The 18,262-nt window shown below is 61.8% G+C and carries 19 protein-coding genes, 1 tRNA gene and 1 other RNA gene; 15 read left to right on the forward strand and 6 right to left on the reverse strand.

Features of this window, described 5'->3' with window-relative positions; all coding sequences use genetic code 11:
* Positions 1–494 precede the first annotated feature (494 nt).
* The 7 genes from ACIQC5_RS13925 to ACIQC5_RS13955 all read left to right on the forward strand — a co-directional run bounded on the left by ACIQC5_RS13925 (position 495) and on the right by ACIQC5_RS13955 (position 5,474).
* Positions 495–917: a DUF3052 domain-containing protein gene (locus tag ACIQC5_RS13925; RefSeq protein WP_400283229.1), complete on the forward strand. Its 423-nt coding sequence runs from the start codon at positions 495–497 to the stop codon at positions 915–917.
* A complete protein-coding gene (locus tag ACIQC5_RS13930; protein ID WP_400283231.1) occupies positions 914–1,414 on the forward strand; it encodes a peroxiredoxin in 501 nt (166 codons plus the stop codon). The genes ACIQC5_RS13925 and ACIQC5_RS13930 overlap by 4 nt, the downstream gene beginning before the upstream one ends.
* 6 nt (positions 1,415–1,420) lie before the next feature.
* Positions 1,421–2,350 carry an NAD-dependent protein deacetylase gene (locus tag ACIQC5_RS13935; RefSeq protein ID WP_400283234.1) on the forward strand — a complete coding sequence of 310 codons (930 nt, stop codon included), beginning with the start codon at positions 1,421–1,423 and terminating at the stop codon, positions 2,348–2,350.
* Between the two features lie 82 nt (positions 2,351–2,432).
* A tRNA-Val gene (locus ACIQC5_RS13940) sits at positions 2,433–2,505 on the forward strand.
* A 119-nt stretch (positions 2,506–2,624) separates the two neighbouring features.
* The gene (locus tag ACIQC5_RS13945) at positions 2,625–2,915 is read left to right on the forward strand and encodes a hypothetical protein (protein WP_400283237.1); all 291 of its coding nucleotides are present in this window, start codon (positions 2,625–2,627) and stop codon (positions 2,913–2,915) included.
* Between the two features lie 243 nt (positions 2,916–3,158).
* A complete protein-coding gene (locus tag ACIQC5_RS13950; protein WP_400283239.1) occupies positions 3,159–3,953 on the forward strand; it encodes an IclR family transcriptional regulator in 795 nt (264 codons plus the stop codon).
* A 162-nt stretch (positions 3,954–4,115) separates the two neighbouring features.
* On the forward strand, positions 4,116–5,474 hold the full coding sequence (locus ACIQC5_RS13955) for an MFS transporter (protein WP_400283242.1): 1,359 nt from the start codon (positions 4,116–4,118) through the stop codon (positions 5,472–5,474).
* A 280-nt stretch (positions 5,475–5,754) separates the two neighbouring features.
* Here the strand turns inward: ACIQC5_RS13955 and ACIQC5_RS13960 are convergent, their stop codons facing one another.
* Complete coding sequence (locus ACIQC5_RS13960; protein ID WP_400283245.1) at positions 5,755–6,822, reverse strand: D-2-hydroxyacid dehydrogenase; 1,068 nt, start codon at positions 6,820–6,822, stop codon at positions 5,755–5,757.
* Between the two features lie 70 nt (positions 6,823–6,892).
* On the opposite strand from ACIQC5_RS13960, the gene ACIQC5_RS13965 reads away from it, so the two are divergent.
* Genes ACIQC5_RS13965 through ACIQC5_RS13975 form a run of 3 tightly spaced genes read left to right on the forward strand, consistent with a single transcriptional unit; the run spans position 6,893 to position 9,666 of the window.
* A complete protein-coding gene (locus ACIQC5_RS13965) occupies positions 6,893–7,792 on the forward strand; it encodes an NAD(P)-dependent oxidoreductase (protein ID WP_400283247.1) in 900 nt (299 codons plus the stop codon).
* A 36-nt stretch (positions 7,793–7,828) separates the two neighbouring features.
* A complete protein-coding gene (locus tag ACIQC5_RS13970; RefSeq protein ID WP_400283250.1) occupies positions 7,829–8,599 on the forward strand; it encodes an SDR family oxidoreductase in 771 nt (256 codons plus the stop codon).
* Positions 8,599–9,666 (forward strand): L-idonate 5-dehydrogenase, encoded by a 1,068-nt coding sequence (locus ACIQC5_RS13975; protein ID WP_400283253.1) that lies wholly within the window; start codon positions 8,599–8,601, stop codon positions 9,664–9,666. The genes ACIQC5_RS13970 and ACIQC5_RS13975 overlap by 1 nt, the downstream gene beginning before the upstream one ends.
* On the opposite strand, the gene ACIQC5_RS13980 is transcribed toward ACIQC5_RS13975, so the two are convergent.
* Positions 9,663–10,391 (reverse strand): FadR/GntR family transcriptional regulator, encoded by a 729-nt coding sequence (locus ACIQC5_RS13980; protein ID WP_400283255.1) that lies wholly within the window; start codon positions 10,389–10,391, stop codon positions 9,663–9,665. The genes ACIQC5_RS13975 and ACIQC5_RS13980 overlap by 4 nt on opposite strands.
* Positions 10,392–10,634: 243 nt before the next feature.
* Here ACIQC5_RS13980 and gndA point away from each other — a divergent pair, with 243 nt between their 5' ends.
* Together gndA and ACIQC5_RS13990 are read left to right on the forward strand one after the other, a co-directional pair.
* Complete coding sequence (gene gndA / locus ACIQC5_RS13985; RefSeq protein WP_400283258.1) at positions 10,635–12,071, forward strand: NADP-dependent phosphogluconate dehydrogenase; 1,437 nt, start codon at positions 10,635–10,637, stop codon at positions 12,069–12,071.
* A gap of 101 nt (positions 12,072–12,172) precedes the next feature.
* Positions 12,173–13,006, forward strand: coding sequence for an oxidoreductase (locus ACIQC5_RS13990; protein WP_400283260.1), 834 nt, complete (start codon positions 12,173–12,175; stop codon positions 13,004–13,006).
* Here the strand turns inward: ACIQC5_RS13990 and epsC are convergent.
* The 3 genes from epsC to msrA form a co-directional block, all read right to left on the reverse strand.
* Positions 13,003–13,587, reverse strand: a complete 585-nt coding sequence (gene epsC, locus ACIQC5_RS13995; RefSeq protein ID WP_400283263.1) for a serine O-acetyltransferase EpsC — start codon at positions 13,585–13,587, stop codon at positions 13,003–13,005. The two genes, ACIQC5_RS13990 and epsC, sit on opposite strands and share 4 nt — an antisense overlap.
* Positions 13,588–13,628: 41 nt before the next feature.
* Positions 13,629–14,564: a cysteine synthase A gene (cysK, locus tag ACIQC5_RS14000; RefSeq protein ID WP_400283265.1), complete on the reverse strand. Its 936-nt coding sequence runs from the start codon at positions 14,562–14,564 to the stop codon at positions 13,629–13,631.
* Positions 14,565–14,630: 66 nt separating this feature from the next.
* Positions 14,631–15,155, reverse strand: coding sequence for a peptide-methionine (S)-S-oxide reductase MsrA (gene msrA, locus ACIQC5_RS14005; RefSeq protein WP_400283267.1), 525 nt, complete (start codon positions 15,153–15,155; stop codon positions 14,631–14,633).
* Positions 15,156–15,280: 125 nt separating this feature from the next.
* Here msrA and ACIQC5_RS14010 point away from each other — a divergent pair, with 125 nt between their 5' ends.
* The gene (locus ACIQC5_RS14010; protein ID WP_400283269.1) at positions 15,281–16,192 is read left to right on the forward strand and encodes a Nif3-like dinuclear metal center hexameric protein; all 912 of its coding nucleotides are present in this window, start codon (positions 15,281–15,283) and stop codon (positions 16,190–16,192) included.
* A gap of 91 nt (positions 16,193–16,283) precedes the next feature.
* On the forward strand, positions 16,284–17,021 hold the full coding sequence (locus ACIQC5_RS14015; RefSeq protein WP_400283272.1) for a zinc ribbon domain-containing protein: 738 nt from the start codon (positions 16,284–16,286) through the stop codon (positions 17,019–17,021).
* 15 nt (positions 17,022–17,036) lie between these two features.
* Here ACIQC5_RS14015 and ACIQC5_RS14020 read toward each other — a convergent pair whose 3' ends face one another.
* Positions 17,037–17,801, reverse strand: a complete 765-nt coding sequence (locus tag ACIQC5_RS14020; protein ID WP_400283274.1) for a YaaA family protein — start codon at positions 17,799–17,801, stop codon at positions 17,037–17,039.
* A 57-nt stretch (positions 17,802–17,858) separates the two neighbouring features.
* On the opposite strand from ACIQC5_RS14020, the gene rnpB reads away from it, so the two are divergent.
* An RNA gene (gene rnpB, locus ACIQC5_RS14025) (RNase P RNA component class A) lies at positions 17,859–18,250 on the forward strand.
* Positions 18,251–18,262 lie beyond the last annotated feature (12 nt).

Consider the following 18,262-nt stretch of genomic DNA (forward strand, 5'->3'; position numbering starts at 1 on the left):
CACTCCGCGGTCTCTTCCGGATCACGATCAGGCAGCTGGGCAGTCAACCCGCTGAGGATGTGTGAGGTCTCTTCTCCTGCAGCCACGTCCAACCTTCCTTTAGGCGCATTCATCGGCGCCTCAGGTCCGGCAGGGTAACTGCCCGTCATGAACGCGTCGTGTGCGACATCTCGGTTTCAACAGCCCGGTCGGATGCGCCGGGCAGGTCTTGTGAGCGCATGGCTGCCCAGTAAAATTCTTCGGGGCGATCGCCCTGCAGCCAAAGCGCTCATGGCCACTCTAGCTTTGACGACGCTGCGATGCGTAGCCGCGAGGCCCATGGGGCGTTGTATGTCACACCCAAGCGCTGTACGTGACGGATGCCACGGGATTGTCACACGTTCGAAATGCCGTGGGTAGTGCGGAATATGGCCGATCGCAGGGACAATGGCTTGAAGCACACGCCCAAAGGGTGTTGGCTGTTAGTAATGGAAGTCACTTCAAGAGGAGGAAACGTGAGCGAGGCCGACGCCGCCACATCGGTAAATGTGGCGGAAAGATTGGGTTTCAAAGATGGGGATCTGATTCAGGAACGCGGCTACGACGAGGACGTCGATTTCGACTTGCGCGACGACATTGAAGATGTCACGGGCTCCGAGTTGCTGGATGAAGACGATCACGACGTCGTGGATGCAGTAATTTTCTGGTGGCGTGACGGCGATGGAGACCTGGTTGATGCCTTGATGGACTCGCTCACCACGCTGACCGAGGGCGGAGTTGTATGGGTCCTGACTCCGAAGTCGGGCCGCGACAACTACGTGTCGCCTGCCGACATCCAAGAGGCCGCGCCCCCGGCTGGTCTGCACCTCACGACATCCGCAGGTGTCTCAAAGGATTGGAGCGCCACACGTTTGGTGGCGCGAAAGAAGAACAAGTGATCGAAGTCCAGCAGGCTGTTGCGCCTGCCCCCGCCACTGTCCCTGCAGTGGGGCAGGCAGCGCCGGATTTCGAACTGCTGAACCAACATGGCGAGCCCGTCCGGTTGTCTGATTTCAGGGGCCGGAACGTCGTCGTCGTGTTTTATCCCTTCGCTTTCTCTGGCATCTGCACGGGTGAACTGTGTGAGATTCGCGACAATCTCGCAGTCTTCGAAGACGCCAACGCCACGGTGTTGGCAATCTCGGTGGACAGTAAGTTCACCCTGCGCGCCTATGCGGAGCAAGAAGGATATGAATTCGACCTCTTGGCCGATTTCTGGCCGCATGGAGCTGTTGCGCAGGAATATGGCGTGTTCGATGCCCGGAGCGGAATGGCACTGAGGGGAACGTTCATTATTGACGCCGCAGGAACCGTCCGATATGTGGTGGTCAACCCACGCGGACAAGCACGGGAGCTCGCCGAGTACCGCCGGGCACTCGCGGCGTTGGCTGGGTAGCTGCTGGTGAGCCAGGTGCGGCCGGGGGTTGGCACGACGGGCTTCGCCAGCATGGAGCCGGCCGCCCCTGTCGCGCTGGCTCCGGACGAAGTTAATTCCCTCGAGCAAGCCGTGGATATCCTTGGCGGCAAGAAGCTTGCGGTACTCACAGGGGCCGGTCTCAGCACAGACTCAGGAATTCCCGATTACAGGGGGCCGGGCTCGGCACCGAGAAAGCCCATGACGTATCAGGAATTCACTGGAAGCCTGGCAAACCGCAGGCGGTACTGGGCCCGGAACCACATTGGGTGGTCCCACCTGAGGCACGCCGACCCGAATTCCGGCCATGTCGCCGTCGCACGCATGGAGAGCCGGGGCCTCCTGACTGGTCTCATCACCCAAAATGTCGACCGGCTGCACGAGGATGCCGGAAGCCTCAACGTGGTGGATCTGCATGGCAGGTATGACCGTGTTATCTGCCTGGAGCACGGACACGTTTTTTCCAGGCACCTCCTTGCGGCCATTCTCGAGGAGATCAACCCCGGCTTCCTTTCGGCCGCCCTGCAGGCCGCTGAAGTAGAGATGGCTCCTGATGCTGATGCGACGGTCGAAGACCCTGAACTCATCAGGTCATTCGTCATGGCGGTGTGTCCAGTCTGCGGCGGAACGCTGAAGCCGGATTTTGTCTACTTCGGCGAGAACGTGCCCAAGGACCGCGTCGAACGTGCCTACGCCATGGTGGATGATGCGGCTGCGCTTCTTGTGGCAGGGTCCTCGTTGACCGTCATGAGTGGCCTGAGGTTCGTTCGCCATGCCGCCAAGGTGGGTAAACCCGTAGTGATCATCAACAGGGGACTTACGCGTGGCGATGCCTTTGCAGCCCTGAAACTTGAGTTGGGAGTCAGCGGCGCGCTGGACTTTCTTTCCCGGGAATTGCCTGATCTTCCGGCCGCCTGATCGCCGATTGGTGTTTCACCCGAATCATCATGTAGAGTCATTGTTCGTTGGTTGAAGCGCTGAGGCACTGAAACAACGATTTGGGTCTTTAGCTCAGCTGGTAGAGCGCCACGTTTACACCGTGGATGTCATCGGTTCGATCCCGGTAGGACCCACTCGGAAACCCCGTCATTCCAAGCCTGTCCGGCAAGGAACGGCGGGGCTTTTTCGTTTCCAGCTGCCGTGCTCCCCGACGGCCTCTGAATGTCAGAGGTGGTGTCTAGGGTTTCAATCCATGGAGCACGTATATGTTCGGCTGACGCCGGGTGGGATCCCCATCGCCGTGGTGCGCGGCCAAACGGAGTGGCAGATTGCGGTGGATCCCGTCCGCTGGTTTGAGCGGGTGAGCTGGTGGGAGGGATCGAGCCGCATGCCCAGAGGTGGGGGTCGCGTGGACGTTGAGGTGTGGCAGGTCCAAGTGCGCTTGGGTGCCAATCCCCGCTCAGCTTTGGCGACCTGGGAATTGGTGCGGGATGGAACCGGAGGAGGCTGGCGTCTGCGCTCTGCGGAGATCGCTGCGGCGTAGTTCGTCAGCGTAGCTCGCCGGGGAAATGGATGAGCTCTCCACCACGACTATTGGGGGATGCCGCGGTGGAGAGCTCGAAAATGAATATACAGCGAACTCTTGGGTTTTGGAAAGCAAGGACGCCCTGTGCGTCTTGTGTGTCGCTAATGTCGATGGGTTTCCCTCCGGATGTCCGCCCACTGACACTATGATGGTTACTGTTCAGCAGAATGAACAGCCGGTTTGTCTTGACGAAGGAGAATCATGGCCGATTCCCGCACCACCCGCTCTGAGGGGTTGGGCGCCTCATCGCCGGCCCCTGCCGTGACCCGCGCCGCCGCGGTTCTTGAAGCCTTGGCGGAGTCGCCGTCGGGACGATTGACGCTGAGTGACTTGTCCAGGGAGCTTGGAATCCCCAAGTCATCCACGTCCAATCTCCTGCTGGCCCTTGAAGAAGCGCGGCTGATTACGCGGCAGGGTGCGGACTTTGCTTTGGGGCGCAAGCTGGTGGAACTTGGCGCTGCGTATTTGAGCCGCCTGGATGAGGTGCAGGAGTTCTACAAGTACTGCGAGCAAGCGCCAACGCTCTCCGGCGAGACGGTCCGCATTGCAATGCTGGATGGTGACCACGTCATCTACCTGGCGCGTTACGAGGGGCATCCGGCCGTCAGGTTGACGTCCAATATCGGCGACAAGATGCCCGTCTCGCTCTGCAGTGTCGGCAAGGCGCTCTTGGCGCAATTGCATGATCATGACATCGAAGCCATGTTCCCGGACGGAATGGAACTTCCTGTCATGACCCCCAACTCGCTGCGCACCGCGGAGGAACTGAAAGCCCAAATCTCCACCATTCGAAAGCAGGGCTTTGCCTTCGAGGACGAAGAGTCGACCGTCGGCGTCGTCTGCCTCGCCGTCCCCGTGCCAACACACGGCGCGCACGGTCCCAGCCTGGGCCTGTCCGTAACGGCACTGAAGGCCACGTATTCAGAGGAGCAGGGCGCCCTCATGGTCAAGGAACTTAAGGAGCTTGCCAGGTCGCTGGGCAACCCCATGGGTTAGTCGGTCAGTGCCGCGCGTCACAATCTCTCCAAGTTGAATAAATCTGATTACTACCTTGGCAGTGAGTTCAACTAGCTGTACGCTGTTCATCATAGTGATCTTGGCGGTGATGCCATCGCTATCTCGCCAGGCCAACGGGGGCCTTGGGGTGATTTTGAGGGAGTGCTTGTGACAACTCGTACTAATGCAAAGCTCGCAGTTGAGGCTGACGATGCTGTTGTTGAGCCGGAACAGCTTCGACGGGCGACGCTGGCCAGCTCAGTAGGCTCCGCTCTGGAGTACTACGACTTCTACATCTACGGCCTGGCCTCGGCCTTGATCTTCGGGCCGTTGTTTTTCAAGCCGTTGGGCGAGAGTGGCGCGTTGATTGCGTCGTTCGCCACCTATGGTGTCGGCTTCGCTGCGCGGCCGTTCGGTGGCATCTTCTTCGGATTCATTGGAGATCGATTCGGCCGGAAGATGGTCCTTCTCCTGACTATCGGAATGATGGGGTTGGCGAGCTTCGCCATCGGCTTGCTCCCAACGTTCGAGCAGGCGGGAATGTTGGGGGCAGTCCTGTTGGTCGTCCTGCGCATCATTCAAGGCCTTGGTGCCGGTGCCGAGCAGGCCGGAGCAACGACGCTGATCTCCGAAGTAGCTCCGCGCCGTCGACGCGGTTTCTTTGCGTCGTTGCCGTTTGTGGGTATTCAGCTCGGAACATTGCTGGGCGCCGGTACCTTTGCCCTGCTGCAGTTGTCGAATGACGGTGCGTTTGAGGCCTGGCTGTGGCGCGTACCATTCCTCGCCAGCTTCGTGCTCATCATCGTGGCAGTCTTCATCCGTCTCCGACTCAAGGAAACTCCAGTCTTCCAGGAGTTGGAAAAGCACAAGAACGTGGCCAAAAACCCGGTTGGTGAGCTTTGGAGGCACTCCAAGAAGAATGTCCTCGTAGGAATCGGTCTGCGGATGGGTGAGAACGGCAACTCGTCGATCTACTCCGCACTCCTCATCTCCTTCTTGTCCGTCAAGGGTGGTGTGTTCCCCGGTGATAAATTCATTGGGCCGGTTGGGCTGCTGATCGCCGCAGGCTTTGCCGCTGTTATGGTGGTGACCTTCGGAGCTCTGTCTGACCGCTTTGGTCGAGTGCGCGTTTACCGTTACGGGGCTCTGTTCCAGGCGGTGTTCGCAATTCCGGCCTTCTACCTTGTCACGCTGGGCAACGTGACGCTTGTTTGGGCTGTCATGGTGGTTGGTATTGCATTGGGCGTTCAGTCCATGCTGGGCCCGCAGTGTCCGCTCCTGCCCGAGCTGTTTGGCTCGCAGTACAGGTTCACCGGAGTTGCCATGAGCCGGGAGATCTCCGCCGTTCTCGCTGGGGGCCTGGTGCCCCTGCTTGGTGCTGTTCTCTTGGCCGCCACGGCCAACTCGTGGGTGGTTCTGGCGGTCTACTCTCTGGTCCTTGCACTCATTTCCTTTGTGACGACGTTCTTCACGCCGGAAACGGCTGGCCGCGACCTCCGTGCGCTCGAGGACGCAAAGTAGCGACTTCGCTTGTCCCAAGCCTCAACGGCGGCTCCTTCCAGGAAGGAGCCGCCGTTTGGCGTTGGCGGAGAGCCCAAGGCCGACAGGCCAGTGCTCACAGCCCAAAGCCCCCAGGCCAATGCTCAGAGACCAGTACACATGCCCGGTCCCCGGAACGCAGCCAAGCCTGAGCCCGCCATCCCTCATCCGCCGTCACGTGGTCGCTGGCCAATGTCCCCAGGAACACAAAAGGCTCCGACCCGTGAGGATCGGAGCCTTTTGTGGCAAAGCCTGCCGAGGCTTAGTAGAAGTGGATGGGGTCCACCAGGTGCGGGAGCTCGCCGCCATCGATGAACGTCCGCAGGTTGCTGCAGAACCGTTCGGCAATGAGTCGGTTTTCTGCCGAGCTGAGGGCCGAGGTGTGCGGGGAAACCAGTACTTGCGGGTGGTTCCACAGGGGGCTTTCCTGCGGGAGTGGTTCAACGGCGAAGACGTCGAGGCAGGCGTAGGAGACCTGGCCGTTGTCGAGGGCCTCCAGGAGGGCTTCCTCGTCCACCACTGTTCCGCGGCCGACGTTGACGAAAACCGTTCCGGGCTTCATGGCCGAGAAAACGTCCCTGTTGAAGAGCTTCTCTGTGTACGGCGTGCCAGGGAGTGTGTTGACCACGGCGTCGGCATCAGCGAGCAGGCCGGCCAGGCCATTGTTGTCCGTCACTTGGTCGATGCCTTCGATCGCCTCGACGTTTCGTTTGGTGCCGCTGACTTTCATTCCGAGGGCGCGGGCGATGCGTGCCGTTTCCATGCCGATTTCGCCGAGGCCTGTGATCACCAGCTTCGAGCCGTTGACCAGCTTGGTGGGCGTCCTCAGTTCCGGCCAGACCTTCGCTGCCTGGTCGCGTGCCATTTCGGCGCTGCGCTTGAAGCCGTTGAGGATGCCGAAAGCGGAGAACTCTGCCAAAGGGAGGGCGTGGACGCCGGCCGAGGTAGTGACGTGGAACTTCTGGAGCGTCTCAGTGTCCAGCCCGGATGCCTTGACGGCTCCGCCGGCGCCCGCTGCCATGGCGTGGATCCACTGAAGGTGCGGGTTGCTCCGGGCGATCCTTGCAAGTCCGGCCGGGCTTTCATTCGGCAGGCCATAGAGGATCTGCGCGCGGTTGAGCATCGCCCAATAGCGTTCTTCCTGCTCGGGAGTGCGCTTGAAATCCGGATCGCCGGCGTGGTCGGCAGGGAATCGCTCGGGTGGCAACAGCTCGGGTTCGTAGAGAACTGTTACGGAGGGATCTACGGCGCGGATACGCTCCACATGCTCAGCTTCGAGCGGCACAGCGATCGCGATGGTAAGTTCATCAGTCGTCATAGTGTTCATCATACTGAATGGCGGCTAGGATATTGAACAGATTTCTTCCAGATGACCACAACGAAGTGAGGTGTTACCCATCATGACCAACGAACGTGTGGGTTTCGTGGGATTGGGCTTCATGGGAGCCCCCATGGCTGCCAACATCGCCGGAGCAGGGTGGGAGGTGACCGCATGGAATCGATCCGACGCCGCGTTTGCCGGACTTCCGGGAGTCCACCGGGCCGAAAATGTCGCCCAGTTACGGGACGAGTCAGCGATCATCTTCATGCTGCCGGATCTGTCGTTCATCGAAGACGCCGCCGCGGGACTGCTCAAGGCGTGGCGGGCCGAACCGCCCAAGCCGGGTACCGCCGTCGTCGTGATGAGCAGTGTCTCTCCGACTGCAGTCCGGCTTTTCGGCAAAACTGTCCACGAGGCGAGTGGAGGCAATGCCGTGGTGGTTGATGCGCCGGTCAGCGGCGGCACCACCGGCGCGCAGAACGGCACGCTTGCCATCATGGTGGGAGCGACGGAGTCTGACTTTGACAGGCTGCGCCCCCTTTTCGAAACCATGGGAACCACCGTCCGCCGCATGGGATTGCTGGGCTCCGGCTCCCTCGCCAAGGCCTGCAACCAACTCATCGTTGGGACAACGACGGCGGCACTCGCCGAGGCCGCGGAACTGGCCGAACGCTCGGGCATGGATGTGGCGGCCCTCTATGAGGTCCTCGCCGGCGGTTTGGCCGGCAGCCGGGTCCTCGAGTTGGCTGGCCCCCGCCTCGCCGCGAAGGACTACACGCCTACCGGACCCGCAAAGTTCATGCACAAGGACCTTGCGTTCGTTGTCCAAAGCGCCGAAGCCGTTGGCTCCGCGGTGCCCATGGCCCATGCGGCCATTGAGCTCTACGCCGAACTCAAACGCCAAGGACTTGGAGACCAGGACCTCACCGTGGTTCGGCAGGCGATTGCCAACCTGAACCAGACAGCAACCGCCAACTAAGCCCCAGCACCAACCAAGAAGGAAAGACATCACATCATGAGTGGACTATTCGATCTGACCGGGCGCATCGCTCTGGTCACTGGATCCAGCCGGGGGATCGGCAATGCTTTGGCCAGGGGTTTGGCTGATGCGGGTGCCACGGTGGTACTTAACGGCATCAACCCTGAACGGCTGGAATCGGCCCACACGGCCATGGCTGCCGACTACCCCGACGGCCGTGTCCTCAGCCGGGCGTTCGATGTGACGGATGCCGCATCAGCTGCCGAGGGCGTGGCCTGGATCGAGGGCAACGTTGGCCCCCTGGACATCCTGGTCAATAACGCCGGGATCCAGCACCGCGTTCCCATGCTTGACCTGGACGTCAAGGATTGGGACAGGGTGATCACCACGGATCTCACCAGTGCGTTCCTGGTGGGCCGCGAAGCCGCCCGGCACATGATTCCCCGAGGCCGGGGCAAGATCATCAACATCTGCTCCGTACAGACCGACCTCGCCCGCCCCACCATTGCTCCTTACGTTGCCGCCAAGGGCGGACTCCGTAACCTGACGCGGGCCATGACTGCAGAATGGGCAGCTTCCGGGCTGCAGATCAATGGCATCGCCCCGGGCTACATCCACACCGAAATGACGCAGAACCTGGTGGATGACGAGGCGTTCAACTCCTGGATTCTCGGACGGACTCCGGCCAACCGCTGGGGAACGGTTGCCGACCTTGCAGGTCCCACCGTTTGGCTTGCGTCGCAGGCGTCCAACTTCGTCAACGGCCAGACGATCTTCGTCGACGGCGGAATGACGGTGGTGGTCTGATGGGCATCAACCTCCCCGCATCCGGTCCTGCAGTCGTCGCCCATGCAAAAGGTGACCTGCGGATCGAAGACATTCCGCTGACCACACCGGCTGCGGACGAGTCGATCGTCGAAATCGCATACGGCGGTATCTGCGGCTCGGATCTCCATTACTGGTTGCACGGCGCGGCCGGCGAGTCCATCCTGAAGGCGCCCATGGTCCTGGGCCATGAGATTGTGGGCGTGGTTGTCCAGCAAGCAGCCGACGGTTCCGGCCCTGGCGTGGGAACCCCTGTAGCTGTCCACCCGGCAACCCCGGCGCCCGGCGACGTCCGCTACCCGGAGGACCGGCCCAACCTTTCCCCAGGCTGCACGTATCTGGGTAGCGCGGCACGGTATCCGCACACGGATGGCGCCTTTAGCCGCTACGCAAACCTGCCATCAAGGATGCTGCGTGTTCTCCCGGAGGCCCTGGATCTGCGCACCGCTGCCTTGGTTGAGCCCGCCAGCGTTGCATGGCACGCGGTGGCCCGCGCTGGGGATGTCGCCGGAAAGACCGCCCTCGTGATCGGCAGTGGCCCCATCGGTGCACTGACTGTCGCCGTCCTGAAGCGTGCCGGCGCGGCCCGGATTGTCGCCGTCGACATGCATGACAAGCCGTTGGAGATTGCGCGCGCCGTGGGCGCCGATGCTGTCCTGAAGGGCGACGAAGCAGAGGCCATTGCGGCAGTGGATGCCGACGTCGTCATTGAATCCTCGGGGAGCCACTACGGCCTCGCCTCGGCCATCAAGGGCGCCACGCGGGGTGGCAAGGTGGTCATGGTGGGACTTCTTCCGTCCGGACCGCAGCCGGTGTTCATTTCGCTCGCAATCACCCGCGAACTGGAACTGGTGGGATCCTTCCGATTCAACGACGAAATAGACGACGTCATCGCAGCGCTGGCGGACGGCTCGCTGTATGTGGACCCCGTAGTGACGCATGAATTCGACCTCGCCCACGGACTGGAGGCTTTTGAAGTGGCCAAGAACTCTGCCGAATCCGGCAAGGTCCTGCTGAACTTCCAGGCCGACAACGCCGAGGGCAACTAGCTCTTAGCCACCGGCACGAAGACGCGGGGCTGGTCGCTCCAGCTGGGCGCCAGCTCCGCGATCGTCTGACGCATGATCTTGGCTGATGCTTCCCTGGCCTGTTGGCCGTCGCCGGCATCGATGGCGTGGGCTACATCCATGTGCCATTGCAGGGCCTGCGCCTGCGGGTGCTCCGGCATGAGGCCATGCACGGTGCGACCGGTCAAGGTTTCCGTGACCTGGCCGATCAGGTTGGCGAACATCTCGTTGCCCGAGCCGGACAACACCAAAGCATGGAACCGGATGTCGAGGCCGAGGAACCGGGGCATGTCGCCGGCGTCGCCGGCTTCCTTCATCGCCAGTGAAATGTCCACCAGTTCCTGGCGGAGGCTTTCGGGAGCGTTTCCTGCCGCAAGTTCGGCAGCAACGGGCTCGACGGCGGAGCGCAGTTCCGCGAGTGACCGCAACTGGGCGCCGCGACCCTCGCCTGCCAAGCGCCAACGGATAACGAGAGGGTCGAACGGATTCCACCGGTGGGCAGGAAGAACGCGGATGCCCACACGCTTGATGGTCTCAACAAGTCCAAGCGACTGCAGTACACGGACTGCTTCGCGAACCACTGAACGCGAAACATTGAGTTCATCTTCCAGATGCTCTGCCAGCATGACGTGGCCGGTAGGGAGGGATCCGCCCACGATGCGGGTCCCCAGGTGCTCAACGGCGCGGTGGTGGAGGCTGGTCGACATAGTGGTAAGCATAGTGGCGCGCGGAGCTCCTGCGTGCCCGGTGGCGACGATGCACACCGTCGCCGCCAGCCTCTTGAACGCGCGCGTCATCATAGACTGTTTGTGACGTGGCGCCGTTCCAAAACGTGGGCGCCGCTTTCCCGCTCACGGCTTAAATACGTATGGTTTATTACAGCCCCTGGTTTTGAATTCGCGTCCTGCATGTCCGCAGGACTGTTTGCACACGATCGAATTGGAGTTTTGATGTCAGCACACATCGGTGTCACCGGCCTTGCGGTGATGGGCGCCAACCTGGCCCGCAACCTTGCACGCAACGGCTTCACCGTGGCACTCCACAACCGCTCCGTGGAAAAGACTGACGCTCTGCTGGAAAAGCATGGCACGGACGGCGATTTCATCCGCACGGAAACGCTGCAGGAACTCGTCGACTCCCTCGAAAAGCCCCGCCGCGTCCTCATCATGGTCAAGGCAGGCGCTCCCGTTGACAACGTCATCGAGCAGCTCGAACCCCTGCTGGAGGCTGGCGACATCATCATCGACGCCGGCAACTCGCACTACGAGGACACCCGTCGTCGGGAAGCTGCTCTCGCCAAGAAGGACCTCCACTTTGTGGGTGTTGGTGTTTCCGGTGGTGAAGAAGGCGCGCTGAACGGCCCGTCCATCATGCCCGGTGGTTCCAAGGAGTCCTACGACGCCCTCGGCCCGCTGCTGGAGAAGATTTCCGCCAAGGTCGACGGCGAGCCCTGCTGCGCATGGGTTGGCACCGACGGTGCCGGTCACTTCGTCAAGATGGTCCACAACGGCATTGAATACGCCGACATGCAGGTCATCGGTGAAGCATTCGACCTCCTCCGTTCCGGTGCCGGCATCGAGCCCGCAGAGCAGGCCAAGATCTTCACCGAGTGGAACAAGGGCGACCTGTCTTCCTTCCTGATCGAAATCTCCGCAGAGGTCCTGGGCCACGTTGACGCCAAGACCGGCAAGCCGTTCGTTGACGTTGTGGTTGACGCCGCAGGCCAGAAGGGCACCGGACGCTGGACGGTCATTTCCGCACTGGAGCTCGGCTCCCCGGTCTCCGGCATCGCCGAGTCCGTATTCGCCCGTGCACTGTCCTCCCAGGCTGAGCAGCGCAAACTCGGCCAGGAACTGCTCGCCGGCGCGGAAGCTTCCGTGGAAATCCCCGAAACCTTCGTCGAGGACGTCCGCCAGGCCCTGTATGCCTCCAAGCTGGTCTCCTACGCCCAGGGCATGGACATGCTGACCTCCTCTGCCAAGGAATACGGCTGGGACCTCAAGCTGGACGAGATCGCTTCCCTGTGGCGTGCGGGCTGCATCATCCGTGCAGAGCTGCTCAAGGACATCACCAAGGCCTACGCCGCTGAAGAGAAGCCGGCCAACCTCCTGTTCGCACCGGCCTTCACCCAGGCGATCGCCGAGGCCCTTCCGGCGTGGCGCCGCGTGGTGGCCACGGCTGTCCAGCTGGGCATCCCGGTACCGGTGTTCTCCTCCTCGCTGGCCTACTACGACGGCCTTCGCCGCAAGCGCGTTGCCGCTGCCCTGATCCAGGGCCAGCGTGACCTCTTCGGTGCACACACGTACGGTCGCGTTGACGCCGAGGGCACGTTCCACACCCTGTGGGGCGAAGACAAGTCCGAAATCTCGGCAGTCGACACCCACTAATACGGCTACCCCAAAGGCCGGTTCCTCCCCGATACGCTGGGAGGAACCGGCCTTTGCCGTGTCGGAAGCCGGCGCGGTCGCAACCAGCCAAGGACAACACCATGACCCAACGCATCGCCCTTGTCACCGGAGCATCCACGGGTATCGGCTTCGAATCGGCCATCGCCCTCAGCGCTGCAGGGTTCACGGTTTATGCCGGTGCTCGCCGGGTCGGGAAAATGGAGCCCTTGAAAGCCCTGGGGGTCACCGTCCTTGGCCTGGACGTCACGGACGAGGAATCCAGGGCGTCCGCCGTGAGCTTGGTGGAGGCTGCCCACGGGCGTGTTGACGTCTTGGTGAACAACGCAGGGTACGGCTCGTACGGTTCATTGGAAGAGGTTCCGCTGGACGAAGGCAGGCGCCAGTTCGAGGTCAATGTCTTGGGCCTGGCGAGGATGACGCAACTGGTGATACCCGGGATGCGGAGCGCCGGCTCCGGCCGTATCATCAATGTCTCCTCAATTGGCGGCAAGATCTATGAGCCGTTGGGCGCCTGGTATCACGGCACGAAATTCGCCGTCGAGGGAATGAGCGATTCCCTGCGCCTGGAGCTGAAACCGCACGGCATCGACGTCGTCGTTATTGAACCTTCCGGAACCGACACCGAATGGGGAACCATTGCGGGCGAGGGACTGTTGGTCACCTCGGGTGGGGGACCGTATTCGGCGCAGGCCCGCATAGTTGCAGCGGCTCTGGCATCAACGTCGGGGCAAGCGCTGGCTACGCCGCCGCGCGTGGTGGCGAAGGCGATCGTCCGGGCGGCCACAGCACGACGCCCCAGGACCCGCTACCCGGTGGGCAGGGGTGCCTGGAGCGTCTTGGCGATGCGAAGAGTTCTTCCGGACCGCGCCTTTGACGCAGCCTTCTGGAGCCTCTACAAGAGGATCGCCGGCTAGATCCGATATTCGATGTAGTACTCAGCCGGGTCGACTGCCGGTTTGGTTTCCGACCGCGCGTCGCGGTGACGCCACGTGGCGGGAATGCCCGTAATGATGGATTCCGGTGGTGCATCCTTCACGACGACGGCGTTTGCGCCGATAGCGCTGTCCGCGCCGATCGTGATGGGACCCAGAACCTTGGCACCGGCGCCGATGGTCACGCGGTCGCCGATGGTCGGGTGCCGCTTCACCTTGGCCAGTGAGCGTCCGCCCAGGGTAACCCCGTGGTAGATCATCACATCCTCACCGATTTCCGACGTCTCGCCAATAACGACGCCCATGCCGTGGTCGATGAAGAAGCGGCGACCAATCGTCGCTCCCGGATGGATCTCAATGCCGGTCAGGAACCGTGCCAGCTGCGAAATCAGGCGCGCCGGAAAGCGCAGCGCCGGATTCTGCCACAGCTTATGCGTGAGGCGGTGCGCCCAGATGGCGTGCAGCCCGGAGTATGCGAAAAAGTTCTCAAAAGAACCTCGAGCCGCCGGGTCGTGTGACCGGGCGGCGTCGAGGTCTTCCTTAAGTCTTGCGAAGAAGCTCACAAAGACCTTTCTACAGGAAATGAATGCGTGCAGGCGTTGTGTTAGCCGCGGATGTCATCGAACAGCACGGTGGAGATGTAGCGCTCACCGAAGTCAGGAACGATCACCACAATGAGCTTGCCCTTGTTTTCCGGACGCTTTGCGAGTTCCAGGGCACCCCAGACTGCTGCGCCGCCGGAGATACCAGCGAGGACACCCTCCTTGGAACCCAGAGCGCGGGCGGTTGCCACGGAGTCTTCAAGGGTGGCGTCAAGGACTTCGTCGTAGACGTTGGTGTCCAGGACTTCAGGGACGAAGTTGGCGCCCAGACCCTGGATCTTGTGCGGGCCGGGGGTGCCGCCGTTCAGGATCGGGGAGTCCTTGGGTTCGACCGCAACGATCTGAACTTCCGGCTTGCGTTCCTTCAGAACCTGCCCGACGCCGGTGACGGTACCGCCGGTGCCGACGCCGCCAACGAAGATGTCCACTTTGCCGTCGGTGTCCGCCCAGATTTCCTCAGCCGTGGTGCTGCGGTGGATCTCGGGGTTGGCCGGGTTGGCGAACTGCTGCGCCCAGATCGAGTTCTCGGTGTTGGCAACAATTTCCTGGGCCTTCTCAACGGCACCGCGCATGCCCTCGGAACCCGGGGTCAGCACAATTTCTGCACCGTAGGCGCGGAGCATGACACGACGTTCCGTGGACATGGTTTCCGGCATGGTCAGGATGACTTTGTAACCGCGCGCGGCGCCAACCAGGGCGAGGGCGATTCCGGTGTTGCCGGACGTGCCTTCGACGATGGTTCCGCCCGGCTTCAGGGCACCGGACTTTTCTGCGGCGTCAACAATGGCCACGCCAATGCGGTCCTTCACGCTGTTGGCCGGGTTGTAGAACTCGAGCTTGACCGCAACGGTCGCTTCAAGTCCTTCAGTCAGCCGGTTCAAGCGGACCAGCGGAGTGCGGCCGACCAGCTGGGTGACGTCGTCGTAGATCCTTGCCATGAAATTATTGCCTATCTCTCAAGAGGGAATGCTGAGGTCAGCCTAACCAGCAGGATCGAAACCCTGCTAAGCAGTTAGCCATGCAGAGTAATATTTCCGTGCCTTCGCGAGCTTGGGATTAATAATCACCTGGCAATACCCCTGATACGGGAACTTGGCGTAGTAGTCCTGGTGGATTTCCTCGGCCTCGTAGAACTCGGGAAGGCGCACCACTTCAGTCACAATCGGGTGGGACCAGAGGGCCTGTGCCCGTTCGATTGCTTCCTCGAACAGGATCTTTTCTTCGGTGGTCGTATAGAACATGGACGAACGGTATTGGGTACCGACGTCGTAGCCCTGACGATTCAGGGTGGTGGGATCGTGGAGTGCGAAGAACATGTCCAGAATGACTTCTTCAGGGACGACCGATTCGTCGAAGGTCACGGCAACCACTTCCGCGTGGCCTGTGGTCCCCGAACAGACCTCGTAGTAGTCAGGGTTGCGGACATGGCCCCCCGTATAGCCGGAGACGACGGAACTGACGCCGCGGGTCTTCTGGTAAACAGCATCGAGGCACCAGAAGCAGCCACCGCCAAGCACAAAAGTTTTCATGTTCTCTTCAATGGATCGGAGGGTCCGATGATTCCCGCAATACCTTACGGGAACATGACGGCATCGGGGAGGTGCCGGGAAGACCTGTTCGGACCGAGCCGGATGGAATAGGTAAGAATAAGAGTATGGAAGCTGTAGACACCGCAATCCCGGACGCGGATTCCGGCGATGATGCCGGTGGCGTTGAAGCAATCGAAGACCCCACCCTGGGCCAGGTTTTGCTGGCCGTAGAGGAGCTGTGGCCTGAGTCGCTTGCCGAGGACTGGGATGAGGTCGGCCTGGTGGTTGGACGCCCCAATGCACCGGTCACCAAGGTCCTCTTCGCCGTGGATCCCACGTTGGCGGTCATCGATGAGGCCATCGAGTGGGGTGCCGAATTGCTGATCACCCACCACCCCTTACTCCTTAAAGGCGTGAACTCGGTGGCAGCAACCACTGCGAAGGGTCTCGCCGTTCACCGTTTGATCGAGGCGGGAACGGGGTTGCTGACAGTCCACACGAACGGCGATTCAGCGGTCGGAGGCGTTTCTGACGTTCTGGCCGACGCCTTTGGCCTGGAAAACGTCACGCCCCTGACCAGCGCCGCCAACGGGTTGCCGGAGGAGGGGATCGGCAGGGTTGGTGATCTTCCCGAACTTATGACGTTGGGCGATTTTGCCGCCAGGGTCTTTGGGATGCTCCCGGCGGTGGCCGGCGGTGTCCGGGTGGCAGGAGACAAGGACGGGTTGTTGCGGCGGGTAGCCGTCTGCGGTGGCGCCGGAGACAGCCTGTTTGATGCTGTCCGGGCGAGCCAAGCGGACGTCTACGTTACGGCGGACATGCGCCATCATCCGGCGTCGGAGGCGCGTGAAGGTGCCGTCAACGGCCGTCCCTACTTGATTGACGTTTCGCATTTTGCCAGTGAATGGCTGTGGCTGCCCGCAGCCGCCGAAGCCCTTGGCAACGTGCTCGCGGACCAAGGCTACGACGTCGAAATCCGCGTGAGCAGCACCAACAGCGATCCTTGGGACTTCATACTCACTCCCGGCGGGGACTAGAGTCTAGAAAGATACGGACAGTCTCAACACATTCAAGCTGTCCGGCCGGAACTGAATCCCCAGGCCCGGCGGCAACAAGCGGAGGTTAAGCGTGGCGAAAGCAGCACCGGCAGAACAGTTGAAATTGCTTGAACTGCAGGGACTGGACGCCAAGCTCAAATCCTTGGCCGGCCGCCGAAGGGTGCTGGAGACGGATCCGCGGATCACGGACCTGCGCGATGCGCTCAACGTTGCCAATGGTGAACTGGGCACGGCGAAGGTTGCCGTCCACGACGCCGAGGCAGAGCTGCGGCGTTCGGAGGCCGACGTCGAACAAGTGGCCTCACGCATCGAACGTGACGAAGCCAGGCTCAACAGCGGAACAGGTTTGTCGAAGGACCTCGTCGCTTTGCAGAGCGACATTGCATCACTGAACAAGCGCCGTTCGGACTTGGAAGATGTTGAGCTGGAAATCCTGGAGCGCCTGGATACGCTCCGCGAACGCCAAGCGGCGCAGCAGGCAATCGTCGACGATATCCAGGGATCCTTCGGCAGCATCCGCGCCGAACTCGATGCAGCCATCGCTGAGATCGTTGCCGAGGAAACCACGGTTCGCGGCCAACGGGCCGCATTCGCGGAGTCGCTTGACGCCGGAATGTTGGCTGTTTATGAGAAGACGATCGCCAAGCGTGGCGTAGGGGCCGCCCGGCTGTTCCACGGCAAGTCCGAAGGGTCGGGCATGATGCTGAGCCCCGGAGACCTCGCCGAAGTGAAAGCCGCTTCCGAGGATGAGATTGTCTTCTGCCCCGATTCCGGCGTGATCCTGGTCCGTTCGGCGGAGTGGAACTAAAAATTTGTTGGTGGTCTAGCTCGACAGGATGATGTTGAGCGCGTGCGGCTTGCGCGCCGTTCCCGCCACAAGTTCCGCAGTCCACATCTCACTGGCAGCCTTCAGCAGTTGTTCAGGACTCGCCGGCGCCTTGCCGCGCCGGGTGAGAAGGTGGCGGGCAAGTTCACCGCGGGTGTGCTTGGCGAAGTGGCTGACCACGGTGCGTTTGCCGTTTGCCTCGTTGAACACATTGATGGTGACGGTCTGCGCAGCCGGGGGAGCCCACGCCGCCGCGTAAGTACTGGAGCGGCAGTCCACGTGAAGTTCCCCTTCGGAGCGCCTGGCGAGGGCAGCGTTCAACTGAGGCTTCCAATAAGTGGCGAGGCGTCCGACGTCGGGCAAAGCAGTTCCCATGGAAAGCCGGTAGGCCGGGACGTGGTCGCCAAAGCCGATTGCGCCCCACAGAGCGGAAACCACCAGAACAGATTCGGTGGCCTTACGGCGTTGCGCAGGCGTCATTGAGTTATAGCCAAGAGCGTCGTACAGGACACCGGAGTAGACCTGGTGGGCGGGTGCAGCGGGTTCGGCGTGCAGTCGCGTATTACGTTCGACGTCGTCCTTCAGCGATGCGCCAACGCCCAGCAGGGCGAGGGCGTCCTCGTGCGCGCTGACCGTGCCCAACGATTCCAGCACCTTTGCACGGTACGGGTTCAGCTCGGGAAAGCTCAGGGATTCCCAATCAACGGCGGGACCATGGATGGCGGGGGTCTTGCCTTCAGAGGGCGGCAGCAGAATCAGCACCAGTCGATATTACCGGGGACAGGAGCAGGCTTCGACGCCGGTAGACTGGACGGCGGATGGGTTGACCAGGCGGCCGCGCGTCACGCAAGTGGCTCGAGGAACGTCCGGGCTCCGCAGAGCAGGGTGGTGGGTAACGCCCACTCGGGGTAACCCGCAGGACAGTGCCACAGAAAACAGACCGCCTGCGCTGCGTGATGTTTGCATCACGTGGCAGCAGGTAAGGGTGAAACGGTGGTGTAAGAGACCACCAGCTCCCCGGGTGACCGGGGAGGCTAGGTAAACCCCACCCGGAGCAAGGCCAGACAGGGCACGTTTGAGGGCTGCTCGCCCGAGTGTCCGGGTAGGCTGCTTGAGGGCGTCGGCAACGGCGTTCGTAGATGGATGGCCGCTACTCCCTTGCCGGCAACGGCAGGGGATGACAGAACCCGGCGTATCGGTCAACCCATCCACCACAAGGGGTC

The sequence above is a fragment of the Paenarthrobacter sp. NPDC092416 genome, assembly GCF_044755025.1.
Taxonomy (GTDB): Bacteria; Actinomycetota; Actinomycetes; order Actinomycetales; family Micrococcaceae; genus Arthrobacter.

What these genes read in the sequence shown, in the direction of transcription:
- ACIQC5_RS13945 (WP_400283237.1), top strand. Translation starts at nt 2,625, where the DNA reads ATGGAGCACGTATATGTTCGGCTGACGCCGGGTGGGATCCCCATCGCC.
- ACIQC5_RS13950 (WP_400283239.1), top strand. Translation starts at nt 3,159, where the DNA reads ATGGCCGATTCCCGCACCACCCGCTCTGAGGGGTTGGGCGCCTCATCG.
- ACIQC5_RS13960 (WP_400283245.1), bottom strand. Translation starts at nt 6,822, where the DNA reads ATGATGAACACTATGACGACTGATGAACTTACCATCGCGATCGCTGTG.
- ACIQC5_RS13965 (WP_400283247.1), top strand. Translation starts at nt 6,893, where the DNA reads ATGACCAACGAACGTGTGGGTTTCGTGGGATTGGGCTTCATGGGAGCC.
- ACIQC5_RS13970 (WP_400283250.1), top strand. Translation starts at nt 7,829, where the DNA reads ATGAGTGGACTATTCGATCTGACCGGGCGCATCGCTCTGGTCACTGGA.
- ACIQC5_RS13975 (WP_400283253.1), top strand. Translation starts at nt 8,599, where the DNA reads ATGGGCATCAACCTCCCCGCATCCGGTCCTGCAGTCGTCGCCCATGCA.
- ACIQC5_RS13980 (WP_400283255.1), bottom strand. Translation starts at nt 10,391, where the DNA reads ATGTCGACCAGCCTCCACCACCGCGCCGTTGAGCACCTGGGGACCCGC.
- gndA (WP_400283258.1), top strand. Translation starts at nt 10,635, where the DNA reads ATGTCAGCACACATCGGTGTCACCGGCCTTGCGGTGATGGGCGCCAAC.
- ACIQC5_RS13990 (WP_400283260.1), top strand. Translation starts at nt 12,173, where the DNA reads ATGACCCAACGCATCGCCCTTGTCACCGGAGCATCCACGGGTATCGGC.
- cysK (WP_400283265.1), bottom strand. Translation starts at nt 14,564, where the DNA reads ATGGCAAGGATCTACGACGACGTCACCCAGCTGGTCGGCCGCACTCCG.
- msrA (WP_400283267.1), bottom strand. Translation starts at nt 15,155, where the DNA reads ATGAAAACTTTTGTGCTTGGCGGTGGCTGCTTCTGGTGCCTCGATGCT.
- ACIQC5_RS14010 (WP_400283269.1), top strand. Translation starts at nt 15,281, where the DNA reads ATGGAAGCTGTAGACACCGCAATCCCGGACGCGGATTCCGGCGATGAT.